This is a genomic window from Alkaliphilus oremlandii OhILAs (assembly GCF_000018325.1).
Lineage (GTDB): Bacteria > Bacillota > Clostridia > Peptostreptococcales > Natronincolaceae > Alkaliphilus_B > Alkaliphilus_B oremlandii.
Genome location: NC_009922.1, coordinates 2210748 through 2223619, shown reverse-complemented (window position 1 = coordinate 2223619; position 12872 = coordinate 2210748). Strand labels below are relative to the sequence as shown.

Below are 12872 nucleotides of genomic sequence, written 5' to 3'. Positions count from 1 at the left end.
TTTGGAGGAGGGATTTTATGTTAGACAAAAGGCTGATTGAAGACATCATTATGGCGGCGCTTTCTACAGGCGGTGATTTTGCAGAAGTATTTGTTGAGGACAAATACAACACAGGGATCACCATGATTGGAGGAAAGGTAGACAATAGTATTTCTGGCAGGGACTTTGGTGTAGGTATCCGAATCTTTAAAGGGTTTAACAGTGTATACGCCTATACCAATCAATTCGATAGGGAATCGCTGATTCATACGGCGATTAAGGCAAGTGGGGCAATTCAAGGAATGAAACAGGATCGGGTTTTAGATTTTATCAGATATGACTATAACAATATTAACCCAATTAGGTTTTTACCAAAGGAAATAAAAAAGAGTAAAAAAGTGAATGTAATGCGTGAAGCCTATGAAGCGGCACAGGGCTATAGTGATCTGATCTCTCAGGTTACAGTTCGATATATTGATGAGGACCAAAAAATCCTAGTTGCAAACTCTGAAGGTAGATTTGCTGAGGATCAAAGGGTTCGAACAAGAATCGCAATTCAATCCATTGCATCCAAGAACAACGAAATGCAAACAGGATCCTATTCACCGGGTGCTCATATGGGGTTTGAGTTTTATGATAAAATCGATGTGAAGGAATATGGAAGGGAAGCCTCCCGAATTGCAGTAACAATGCTGGATGCAGAACCTTGTCCAAGTGGCAAATTCCAAGTGATCATAGACAATGAATTCGGTGGCGTTATCTTCCATGAGGCTTGTGGCCATGGACTGGAAGCAACATCTGTGGCTAAGAAAAACTCTGTTTTTGCAGATCGAATCGGAGAACAAGTAGCATCCAGTGTAGTGACGGCCATCGACGATGGAACAATTCAAAATGCTTGGGGTTCTGCAAACATCGACGATGAAGGAGAACCGACCAAGAAGAATGTACTCATAGAAAATGGTATTTTAAAGGGATATCTGATTGATAAATTAAACGCTAGAAGAATGGAGATGACGGTCACAGGGTCCTCACGTAGAGAATCCTATAAATATGCGCCAACCTCTAGAATGACCAATACATACATTGCAGCAGGAAAGTCTACGCCAGAGGAAATCATTGCCAATACTGAATTTGGTATCTATGCAAAATACATGGGAGGCGGATCTGTCAATCCGGCCACTGGAGATTTTAATTTTGCTGTGATGGAAGGATACTTGGTTAAAAATGGTAAGATCGATAAACCACTGAGAGGCGCTACCTTAATCGGAAATGGACCGAATATACTTCATAAGATCGATATGGTAGGAAATAATCTAGACTATGGACAGGGAATGTGCGGTTCTGTCAGCGGCTCAATACCGACGGACGTTGGTCAGCCTACCATTCGAGTAAATGAAATCACTGTAGGTGGAAGATAGGGGGAGAGACGATTGGACATAGAACGTTTAAAAGAGCGGATATTTACTTATGGAAAAGCACAAGGCTTTGAAGACATGGAAATTTATTATCAGAGAAACAGTGAGTTCACCTGTAAGGTTTTTCAAGGAGAAATTGATGATTATGCCACATCTCAGGAAGGGGGCTTATCCTTTAGAGGGATTTATAATGGAAAAGCAGGATATGCTTATACGGAGAAGATTGATGAAAGTGCTGTAGAGATTTTAATAGAAGCAGCGAAGGAAAACGCTGAGATTATTGAAAATGAAGATAAGGAAATTATTTTTGAAGGTTCTAAAGTATATCACAATTTAGATCTATACGCTGAGAAATTGTCAACTTTCTCTGTTGACCATAAACTGAATTTCGTTAAAACCATGGAAAAGGAAGCCTATGATTTAGACCCTAGAGTGATCAGCGTAAATTATTGTGTTTATACGGACATGGAAAATGAGGTGCAGCTCTATAACACTAAAGGATTGAGTAAAAGTCAGAAATCTAACTTTGCCCTAGCTTATATTTCAGCAGTTGTGAAGGAAAATGAAGAGGTACAAAATGCGCTGATGTTTAGAGCAGGCAGAGATATAGAAAATTTTGATCCCAAAGTATTGGCTAAAAAATCAGTGGAAAGAGCACGATCTTATTTAGGCGCAAAGCCTGTAGAAAGCAAAAAATATACAATTCTACTAGAAAATACAGCAGCGGCAGATTTGCTGGCGACTTTCTATGGTATTTTCTCAGCAGACAATGTTCAAAAAGGAAGATCCCTACTAAAAAATAAACTGGGTGCAGCAATTGGAAGTAAAAAGCTTACAATTATAGATGATGCGCTTTTAGCCAATGGTGGAGCCAGCCGTTCCTTTGACAATGAGGGGGTAGCTAGTAAAAAGTTAACCCTAGTTGAAAATGGTGTGTTAAAAAGTTTGCTTTACAACTTAAAAACTGCGGAGAAGGATGGCGTTATCTCCACTGGCCATGGTTACAAGTCCTCCTACAAAGGTACCATTACAGTGGCACCTTCCAATCTATATATTGAACCGGGTGAAAGCACTTATGAGGATTTGGTAGGCTCTCTAGCGGAAGGTTTGATCATTACGGAGCTGAATGGTTTACATTCTGGGGCCAATCCAGTTTCTGGGGACTTCTCCTTAGCGGCAAGGGGATATTATGTGAAAGCTGGGAAGATAGAAAGACCAGTCAACCAGATTACCATTGCAAGTAATTTCTACGAAATGCTTCAAAATATTGAAGAAATTGGATCGGATTTAGAACTTGGTCTACCGATGGGTGCCTATGTAAGTTCACCAACCTTAAAAATAAAAGAGATTTCTGTAGCCGGTGAATAGAGAGAATCCTTGTTGAGAAGTATCGGTAAATAAAAAATACAAGCCATGGATCATATAATCTTCATTGGCTTGTATTTTGTTTAAGAGGAACAGTTTATAGTGAATTAAGAGCGTATAAGGTAGGTTTATTTTGCAGAAGCCACATAGGCTTCTAACTCTTCTAAAAGTGCTACATATTTTCTTTCGGTTTCGTCACTATTTAAACCTTTTTTTGCATTTTCAAATTCGATGTTCAGCTCTTCGTGGGTTTCTGCCTTTAATTGACTGTCTGCAAAATTAAATATGGCATTATCTTCTTTGTCGATATGGCGGTACAGTAAATCGGTATAGGCTGTTGCATTGGCAATGATGTCAACCTTTGCATCTTCGTCTCCCTTTTCCGCTTTGATAAGGGCATCCTCTAGGGTTTTTATGAAGAGTCTTCCTAAATCATGCTCTGCAAGCATGCCGAAAATCGGTCCTTTTTCAATGGCTGGTCCAAGCTCAGAAGACATCTTCTTGAACAAAATATCTTCTTCTTTTCCGTGATGGAACTTATCTGCATAGTTTCTGATAAAATCAATGGCATTCCGATAGCCTTCGTAATAAACCTCTTTTGTATTGAATGTAATAATCGCTAAAGATTTTACAACCTTGAGCATTCTTAATATATTTTTATGTTCGTCCCTTAAAGTTTGTACGGCTTTCATATGATAAATCCTCCTTTATTAAATTTCATTCTATTGTTAGTATACCCATTTTAAATAGGCAAAGATGTGATATTAATCAAAAGAATGTGCAAATTTTTAAAGAGATGTAACTTTTTAAAATACTGAAACTAGGCTATACTAAATAGAGTAGAACAACAATATAAAAAAGATAAGTGATGTGATGATATGAAAATAGGAGGATACTCCCATTTCAATGGGATTACCTTTTTTTGCGATAATTTTAAGCTGAAGGGAACCAAGAAAAAAGGTAAAATTGAATATGATATTGAGTGGATTATTCCACCAAAGTTTCTAAGAAAGCTTGAAAATAAGTTTATCCTAGGAGGACTTTCTACTGCTTATTATCAATGGAAGGTGCTGGACAGAAAAGTTAGGATGGTGCTTTTATTGCTAGTGGGTGTTTATTTTGCAGAGGACATCACAGATTTAAGCAATGTATATTATAGGGTGGATCAGTTAATGGATCCATATTTCTATTACATTTTGGCTGTGATTGCCATGGTGCTCTTATTGAACTATAAGAAGATCTTACAGGTCTTTCGATATCACGGTGCGGAACATAAAGCAATCAATTGTTATATAGAACATGGACATGTTGACCCTTATTTAATAAAAAAGGCTTCTCGATTTAATATACGATGCGGTTCTAATATTACTGGCATTTTTCTTCTACTATATCTGCCATTATGGTTTTTAAATGTAGAATCCATTGGGATTATTTTTCTTCTGTTTCTTACATCGATCCAGATCATAAAAATTTTAGATAAAAAGAAATACCCATGGGATAAATATGTACAACTTCTCCAGTGGATTACGGCCTTAGAACCTAGGGAAGAAGAACTGGCTATTGCAGTGGGGACATTCAATCAATTACAAAAGGCCCATCAGCTATATCGATCTAAAATAATAGAAAGCAGGAGATATGTTCCAAGTTAAATTGTTCATGCAGAAGGGAAAGATGGATACCAATTGATATGGAGAAAAGGGGGATCAGGAATGCATAAGATATTAATCGTTGAAGATGATGGCATCATTGCCAAGGCAATAAAAAATCATTTAGAAACCTGGGGATGGCAGGCACAATGGGTTGCAGATTTTAAAGATGTTCTTGCTGCTTTTGTTTCTTACGATCCACAGCTTGTACTAATGGATATTTCTCTACCTTTTTATAACGGTTATCACTGGTGTAGTGAGATTCGGAAGGTTTCAAAGGTGCCCATTATTTTTATTTCATCCACGTCGGATAATATGAATATTGTAATGGCAATGAACATGGGTGGGGATGATTTTATTATAAAACCCTTCGATTTAAATGTGCTAACGGCTAAAGTACAGGCAATGCTGAGACGCACCTACGATTTTTCGGGGCAGACCCATCTCTTAGAGCACAATGAAGCCATATTGAATATCAATGATAACACATTGACCTATAGGGGTGAAAAGATAGAGCTGACAAAGAATGATTATAAGATTTTACAGCTTTTGATGGAGAATAAGGGAATGGTTGTAAGCCGAGATACGATTATGAGCCGCCTTTGGGAAACGGATAGCTTTATCGATGAGAATACGTTGACTGTAAACATCACAAGACTAAGAAAAAAACTAGAAGCCGTAGGTTTATATAATTTTATAACAACGAAAAAAGGCATTGGATACATGGTGGGATAAGATGAGCGTCCGAAAAATTTTAATTTCATATCTGCAAAGAAATATGAAAACAACGATTTTCTTCGCTATCTCTTCCCTGATCTTTTTAATCGTTTTTCATTTATACAATTTACCCGTAGAATCGGTGCTTTACGGATTTATATTATGTGCAACCATGGGCATTATATTTCTTCTCATCGATTGGCTGCGTTACTATAGACGCCATAAGGAGCTAAGGGATCTGCTCCATAGCATTACCCTAAGCATCGACGGCATTCCTTTTCCTAAGGACATTTTAGAAAAAGATTATCAGAATCTAATTGAAGCAATTCATGAGGAAAAGGTACGGATCATATCCCAAGAGGATAGTGCCAGAAGAGATATGATCGATTATTATACTTTGTGGGTACACCAAATTAAAACGCCAATTTCTGCCATGAGCCTCATGCTCCAACTGGAAAAAACGGATCGGAGTGCAGAGCTTTCCATGGAATTATTTAAAATTGAACAGTATGTGGAGATGGTGCTGCAATACTTAAGATTGGGCAGTGAATCCACCGATCTTACGCTGAGAAATTATGACCTTGAAAAAATTGTGAAACAGGCGGTTCGGAAATATTCCAAACTATTTATTCTAAAGAAAATTCATCTGAACTTAGGAGAAATTAAGGAATGGGTTCTAACCGATGAAAAGTGGCTCCTCTTTTCTATAGAGCAGGTTCTGTCCAATGCATTAAAGTATACCAACAGGGGGACCATATCCATCTATATGGACCATGGGAAAAATTTAATCATCCAAGATACTGGAATCGGGATACAGGAAGAGGACCTGCCTCGAATTTGTGAAAAAGGATTTACAGGATACAATGGCCGTTCTGATAAAAAATCCACGGGGATTGGATTGTATCTGTGTAAAACTGCTCTCAGCAAGCTGGGACATACGATCCACATCGATTCTAAGATTGGAGAGGGTACAAAGGTCACCATTGGTTTGGAATCCGTAGCGCTATGGGTAGAATAAATTACAATCGTATAGGACCCTTACAGAATTGTAAGATTGAGCAAGGAAATGTAAGCTAAATCAATGGCAGTACATTTCCTTGCTTTGTTATACTGATCATAAGGAAAAACACAGGAGGTTTCAGTATGATGAAAATTTTAGAAGTAAACAACTTAAAAAAAGTATATACCACTCGATTTGGTGGAAATCATGTTCAGGCCCTTACGAATATCTCTTTTTCTGTTGAGGAAGGAGAATACGTGGCGATTATGGGGGAGTCTGGATCTGGAAAGACAACGCTCCTCAATATTATTGCGTCTTTAGATAAGCCAACCAGTGGCGATGTAATTCTGGGAGGAAAAAATATTGTCTCTATAAAAGAAAGAGAAATTTCTATATTTCGTAGAGAAAATTTAGGTTTTGTCTTTCAGGACTTTAATTTACTGGATACATTTTCACTTCAGGATAATATTTTTCTACCTTTAGTTCTATCGGGAAAGACCCATGAGGAAATGAACCGTAAATTGACGCCGATTGCACAGCATCTTGGAATTAGCCAAATTTTAAAGAAATATCCCTATGAGGTTTCTGGTGGCCAGAAGCAGCGTGCAGCCGTTGCTCGTGCTCTGATTACGAATCCGAAGCTAATTCTTGCAGATGAGCCAACGGGCGCCTTGGATTCCCATGCAGCCGACGGCTTGCTGAAGTTATTTAATGATATCAACGACCATGGTCAGACCATTTTAATGGTAACCCATAGCGTGAAAGCGGCCAGTCATGCAAAGCGTGTTTTATTTATTAAGGATGGAGAAGTATTCCATCAGCTTTACAGAGGTGCTATGCAGAAGGAAGAAATGTATCAAAAAATTTCAGATACTTTAATTACCATTGCAACTGGTGGTGGACAATATGAATAATCTGTTCTATCCCAGAATGGCGGTAACGAATATTAAGAAAAATAGCAAATTTTATTTTCCATATTTTCTTACCTGTATCAGTACGGTGACCATGTTTTATATCATGCATATGATCTCTATAAACAAGGGATTAAGCAAAATGCCAGGAGCTGGTTCACTAAAAACCGTCATGGGCTTTGGCACCGTAGTAATTGGTATATTTTCGACGATTTTCTTATTCTATACCAATAGCTTTTTAATGAAAAGACGAAAAAAAGAATTGGGTCTTTATAATATTCTAGGGATGGAAAAAAAACATATTGCGAAGATCTTATTACTTGAAACGATGATAACGGCTGTAGGAACGATAACGATCGGATTATTATCCGGTATTGTACTGAGTAAGCTAATCTTTTTGATCCTATTCAAAGTGATAAATTTCTCCGTACCCTTGAATTTTTTTATCAGTACCAGCTCTTTGGTTGGAACAGTTCTGTTATTTACCGGTATATTCTTTGTGACGCTGCTATGGAATTTGCTACAGATTACAATGTCAAAGCCTATTGAACTATTAAAGGGCGGCAATATTGGAGAACGTGAACCGAAATCCAAGGTGCTCATTACCATCATCGGTCTTATTACCCTCGGTGCAGGTTACTTTATAGCCTTAACGACAGAATCGCCCTTAGATGCCATTCCTTTATTTTTTGTTGCCGTCGTATTGGTAATCATAGGAACCTATTGCTTGTTTACATCCGGTAGCATCGCTTTATTGAAAATGCTTAGAAAAAACAAAAACTATTATTATAAAACGAAAAATTTCGTTTCAGTTTCCGGCATGATTTACCGCATGAAGCAGAATGCCGTGGGGTTAGCGAATATTTGTATTTTAAGCACCATGGTGCTGGTTATGCTATCGACTACCGTTTCATTGTACATCGGTGTGGAGGAACAGCTTGAAAACAGATATCCCAAAGACTTAGCCATGACCCTGTATCAGCCGACAGAGGAAGAGATCACCTTAGCTTTACAGGCTGTTAAAGATACGGTAGATAGAAATCATATGCCCATTAACAATCTGTTAGACTATCGATATCTTTCCTTTGTTGCAAAAAAGGTAGGGGATACCTTTATCACTGATAGAGAAGCTAATTCTATGGATAATTTACAGAAACTCTTCTTTATCACGGAGGATGAATATACGAGAGTGACTGGTGAAGAGATTCATCTTTCTGAAAATGAAGTCCTTATTCATAGCAGTAATGGAAAAATGAGCGATCATTTTAACCTGTTTAATAAAGAATATCGGATCCTGCAGCATTTAAGCAGCTTTCCACTGAGAGGCGAATACACATCCATTGTTTTAAATATTCATTATATCGTTGTAAAGGATCAAGCTACATTGAATGAAATTTATGAAAATCAGCTGGAAGCATATAGCGATCGTGCCAGTGAATATCAATACTATTTAAGCTTTGATATGGAAGGAGAAAAAGAGGAAAAGATAGACATATATAGGGAAGTTGTACAAGAACTTAGAGAAATAGAAGATGTAGCTTTTTCTATAGAGAATAGACAAAGTATGGAAGACGAAATCTATGTATTCTATGGGGGCTTTTTATTCCTCGGTTTATTTTTAGGAACATTGTTCCTGATGGCTACGGTGTTGATTATATATTACAAGCAAATATCAGAAGGCTATGATGATAAGGACCGCTTTGAAATTATGCAAAAAGTCGGCATGAGCCTAGAGGAAGTTAAAAACTCTGTAAAAAGTCAGATTATCAAGGTGTTTTTCTTACCTTTAATGATGGCAATTATTCATATTATCGCTGCCTTTAAAATGATTACGAAGCTGTTGGCAGTTATGAATTTAACCAATATTCCGCTGTTTATGATTTGTACTGTAGCCACAATTTTAATCTTTGGCTTAATTTATGGCGTAGTATATTCCTTAACAGCAAAAGTATATTATAGGATTGTAAGCTAATTTTAAATATATAATCTACTGTAAAATGTTATCATAAAATACAATATGCACTAAGAATAGAGATAAAAATAAAAGTTTATCTCTATTTTTCTATATAGAGCGATGAAAAAAGAAGGGAATTTATTATTTTTAAAGAAATTATATTCATATTAAAAATTTGTTTCAGGGAGGATCGCATGAAAACTATAATTGTTACACCCCATAAAGGAATAGGAAATATTTTTTTCGGAATGACAAGGAAAGAAGTTGAAGAAATTATCGGCAGTAAGGATTATAAGGGAGAAACGAAAGCGAATGATGTTTCTGTAAGATATGAACAATATCATATTACCTATAAAGAGGATAAGGTTTTTGAAATATGTATCAATAATATTGGGGGGTCTAAAGTTATTTTTAATGGTATTGATTTATTCAATACCATAGCTGAAGAAATTTTTGATGCTTTGAAGCTTTTAAGTGATTATGATTACGATTGTGAAGATGAGTATCTCAGTAATACCTATTATTTTAAAGATTTTAATATGTTACTTTGGCGTGAAGATGCATTTCATCCAAAGCTTTTAAACAAAGAGCCATTTCAAAAATTTATTGCTATAAATGAAGAAAACTTGGAATATATGAAAAGGTATTGGTATTTTGATCAAATTTGTTTAAAAGATCCGAGGGATTCATTTGAGCCCATGGTTAAAATAAAAAATCATTATGATATGGATTTTAAAGAAGAAATCCAATATGCAGTAGAGGAAATTACTGAAGAAAAGCGTAGGGAGATTATGGCGAAATACAATTTATAATGTCAGGATATCTTTTCTAAGCTATAATAGGAGCATAATTCCTAGGTTACAACTTAGATTCCCGCCATACGTCACTAGACAAATAGCTGGATCACAGACCTGAAGTAGAGGTTTTTATCAGTCATTGGAACTTTTATGAAATGAAAAAATCGTGGATAAACTAATTTGACTTTCAGTTTATCCACGATTCTTATCTATAAATCAAATGGTTTAAGACGGTAGTATACGTTATATCTTTTACTTATTTTTCTATAATTTGATGCACAAAACCTTGGTTTTTTGCTTCGTTTCTGTAGGTATATTTGCTGTTGGCATTTTCAATAAAGGCTTTAATCCAAGCAAATCGTAATTGATACATTAATTTCGAATCGGCGCCTACTTCATTCCAATAAGGCTTATGTAGGCATCCAATGGTATTCCACTCAAGAAAATTAGGTTCTGAAATGGTAACGCTATTCACATTATCGCAAGGCATTCCTTCTAGTAAGTAGTTGTTCAACTCCTGATAAATGGATGGCGCTTCCAGGGACTTGCTTTCTCCAGCTACTTTCCCTGCCTTAGCTCCCTGTGCAACATAACGGTCCTCTATCATAGAAATGACCTCTCCGCCAAAAGCATTGACGAAGGATGTTAGAGTTTCTGCTTGTCTCTTTTCTGCGATTGAAATTCGATTTTGTAGCCACCCGTGAATATTATTGGTATCGATCAGGTTTTCTAATGGCAGCTCTGGAATAAAAGCGCCATATTTTTTTTCTGCTTCACTTTGTATTGTCGATGCTTGCTGTCCATATTTTGCTACAACCTTGCGATTGATATCTTTTTCAAGATCTTCAAATAGTGTAATCTTATTGAAAAGCCAGTGGTGAATCGGTCCTAAAAATGCACTCATATTTTTTCCTCCTAATAATAGCGCTGAACAATCAGCATATAAAATTTTATTTATCTCTATATTAATGCACATCTCATCAAAATTATATGATAGAAGTCACAAAATAAAATTTGTTCATTTCCGTTCACAAACTTTATGTCGAACTCAAATCTGAACTTTGTATGAAACCTCAAGTGCTCAAAATAAAATATAATTTAAGTATCACCTTTTGTCATGTTTTACATATGATGAAATATAAATGAAAATATAAAGAAATAAAGGGGTGTAAATATGGCTGAAAACAATAAAAGTGATTTTTTAAGTTCATTCTTTGGGGGTGGCTGCGGAAAAAATAACAATACATTTTTAATAATCATTTTAATTTTAATACTATGTGGCGGCGGTATTGGCGGTATCGGTTCAATCTTTGGGGGATTCGATAATAATCTATTATTAATTTTCTTAGTGATTATCTTAGTATTTGGTGGAGGAAACTTTTTAAAATTTTAAGTAAATATGTAAGAATACTAGGTGATTGCCTAGTATTTTTTTGTTATAATTTATAAAGAAGCTTCAAGTAGGGATTTTTACAATAAACGAAGGAATCGATCTATACAGGAGGATTACAATGACAAAATCACAGAATAATAGGCTAATCATACTGACTTTTTTTGTTATGGCATTATTAGGGTTTTTAGAGAGCATTCGAGGGGCAGTCATACCATCCATCCAAGGTTTTTATGGGATCGGTTATAAAGATATCGGCATATTTTTGTTCATTGCCAGCTTAGGATATATTTCCTCTAATTTCTTTGGAGCATCCATGTCTTATTCTTTGGGTCAAAAAAAATTGATATTTATTGGAACGCTATGTATCGCAGCTGGTATCGTGGGCATGTTTGTCTCTCAAAATTTTATTTTGTTTTTATTCTTTGTGGCCATATTAAATTACGGTTATGGTACCTTTAGCATCAGTGCTAATACACTTACGCCAATTATATTTGAGAAAAATCAAGGGATGATGATGAATCTTTTGCATTTTTTCTATGGACTCGGTGCCACTCTAGGTCCTCGATATGCAGGGATTGCTTTAAAAAATCATTGGTCTTGGCAAAAAATTTATAGTATGAATCTTCCAGTGCTTATCATCTTTTTAGCCCTTGCATTGATGAGTATATTTCCTCGAATAGAAGAGAAGGATAAGGAAGAAAAGTCCTCCTTTAAAGCGATTATATCCAATCCAGAGGTTTTATTATTTTCTTTTATCCTTGGATTTTATGTTGCAGCGGAGCTTGGTGTTGCCAATTGGCTCACTACCTATCTTCAAGATGGCAAAAAAATAGATCCTGTTCAAAGCGCAACCTATCTTTCTTTGTTTTTTGGAATATTTGCATTCGGCAGGCTGGTGGGAGGCTTTATTGTAGAAAAATTGGGATATTTCAAAAGTATTCTCGGATTTTTAATAACGGCAGCAGTGTTATTCACAGCAGGAACCATATTCTCGAACCAATGGATTTTTTTAATTTCTTTATCTGGATTCTTTTTTTCTATTATTTATCCCACTACCTTTGCATTACTGTTAAAAGTCTTTGGTAAAGAAGCTGGTAAGGTGATGGGTGTCGTTATTACTATAAGCTCTGGCTTAAATATGATAGGAAATGCAATTATTGGGCAAATGAATGATATCATCGGCTTAGAATTTGGATTTAGATTAGTTACGGTGTATCTTTTGATATCCATTATACTAATCTTTATATTAAAAAAACGAATTGGGAGTCAAGTACAGTAATTGATAAAAATGTGCACTTTTATTCTTACATAGCTTTATTTGTCCAAACCTTATTTTACTTGTATTACTAAATTTTACAATGTGTAAAAGAAAAAAGATTACAGATAATATAACTGTAGCATCTAGCTACGAATAAAAATTACAAAGGTAAAATTTGAAAGGAGATATAACATTATGACAAATAACAAAAGTTCAAACAGAATAGTAGTTCCTGAAGCTAGACAAGCTCTTAACTCTATGAAAGCAGAAATCGCTAGTGAACTAGGACTAAGCAACTACGAAGCAACAGATAAAGGTAATTTAACTTCTAGACAAAATGGTTATGTTGGTGGATACATGACTAAAAAATTAGTTGAGCAAGCTCAAAGACAATTAAGCGGAAAATAATAGATTACAACACAAAAACAAAGCGAAGC

The 12872-nt window shown here is 35.8% G+C and carries 13 protein-coding genes; 11 read left to right on the top strand and 2 right to left on the bottom strand.

Annotation, left to right across the window (positions count from 1 at the left end; translation table 11 throughout):
* Positions 1–17 precede the first annotated feature (17 nt).
* Both CLOS_RS10885 and CLOS_RS10880 read left to right on the top strand, forming a co-directional pair.
* Positions 18–1397 carry a TldD/PmbA family protein gene (locus CLOS_RS10885; RefSeq protein ID WP_012159933.1) on the top strand — a complete coding sequence of 460 codons (1380 nt, stop codon included), beginning with the start codon at positions 18–20 and terminating at the stop codon, positions 1395–1397.
* Positions 1398–1409: 12 nt separating this feature from the next.
* Positions 1410–2762, top strand: a complete 1353-nt coding sequence (locus CLOS_RS10880) for a TldD/PmbA family protein (RefSeq protein WP_012159932.1) — start codon at positions 1410–1412, stop codon at positions 2760–2762.
* 125 nt (positions 2763–2887) lie between these two features.
* Here CLOS_RS10880 and CLOS_RS10875 read toward each other — a convergent pair whose 3' ends face one another.
* The gene (locus tag CLOS_RS10875; RefSeq protein WP_012159931.1) at positions 2888–3451 is read right to left on the bottom strand and encodes a hemerythrin domain-containing protein; all 564 of its coding nucleotides are present in this window, start codon (positions 3449–3451) and stop codon (positions 2888–2890) included.
* A 186-nt stretch (positions 3452–3637) separates the two neighbouring features.
* Between CLOS_RS10875 and CLOS_RS10870 the strand changes: the two genes are divergently transcribed.
* The 6 genes from CLOS_RS10870 (at position 3638) to CLOS_RS10845 (ending at position 9799) form a co-directional block, all read left to right on the top strand.
* The gene (locus CLOS_RS10870) at positions 3638–4408 is read left to right on the top strand and encodes a DUF1385 domain-containing protein (RefSeq protein ID WP_012159930.1); all 771 of its coding nucleotides are present in this window, start codon (positions 3638–3640) and stop codon (positions 4406–4408) included.
* A gap of 60 nt (positions 4409–4468) precedes the next feature.
* Entirely contained in the window at positions 4469–5140 is a 672-nt protein-coding gene (locus CLOS_RS10865) for a response regulator transcription factor (RefSeq protein WP_012159929.1), read from the top strand.
* 1 nt (position 5141) lies between these two features.
* Positions 5142–6140, top strand: a complete 999-nt coding sequence (locus CLOS_RS10860; protein ID WP_012159928.1) for a sensor histidine kinase — start codon at positions 5142–5144, stop codon at positions 6138–6140.
* 128 nt (positions 6141–6268) lie between these two features.
* Positions 6269–7036, top strand: coding sequence for an ABC transporter ATP-binding protein (locus CLOS_RS10855; RefSeq protein ID WP_012159927.1), 768 nt, complete (start codon positions 6269–6271; stop codon positions 7034–7036).
* Positions 7029–9005 (top strand): ABC transporter permease, encoded by a 1977-nt coding sequence (locus tag CLOS_RS10850; protein ID WP_012159926.1) that lies wholly within the window; start codon positions 7029–7031, stop codon positions 9003–9005. Before CLOS_RS10855 ends, CLOS_RS10850 begins: the two co-directional genes overlap by 8 nt.
* Positions 9006–9181: 176 nt before the next feature.
* Entirely contained in the window at positions 9182–9799 is a 618-nt protein-coding gene (locus CLOS_RS10845) for a hypothetical protein (RefSeq protein WP_012159925.1), read from the top strand.
* A gap of 241 nt (positions 9800–10040) precedes the next feature.
* Here CLOS_RS10845 and CLOS_RS10840 read toward each other — a convergent pair whose 3' ends face one another.
* Entirely contained in the window at positions 10041–10688 is a 648-nt protein-coding gene (locus CLOS_RS10840; protein WP_012159924.1) for a hypothetical protein, read from the bottom strand.
* A gap of 270 nt (positions 10689–10958) precedes the next feature.
* On the opposite strand from CLOS_RS10840, the gene CLOS_RS10835 reads away from it, so the two are divergent.
* The 3 genes from CLOS_RS10835 (at position 10959) to CLOS_RS10825 (ending at position 12843) form a co-directional block, all read left to right on the top strand.
* Positions 10959–11177: a hypothetical protein gene (locus CLOS_RS10835; RefSeq protein WP_012159923.1), complete on the top strand. Its 219-nt coding sequence runs from the start codon at positions 10959–10961 to the stop codon at positions 11175–11177.
* Positions 11178–11295: 118 nt separating this feature from the next.
* Entirely contained in the window at positions 11296–12456 is a 1161-nt protein-coding gene (locus CLOS_RS10830; RefSeq protein WP_012159922.1) for an MFS transporter, read from the top strand.
* Positions 12457–12630: 174 nt separating this feature from the next.
* The gene (locus tag CLOS_RS10825; RefSeq protein ID WP_012159921.1) at positions 12631–12843 is read left to right on the top strand and encodes an alpha/beta-type small acid-soluble spore protein; all 213 of its coding nucleotides are present in this window, start codon (positions 12631–12633) and stop codon (positions 12841–12843) included.
* The last annotated feature ends 29 nt before the right edge of the window (positions 12844–12872 follow it).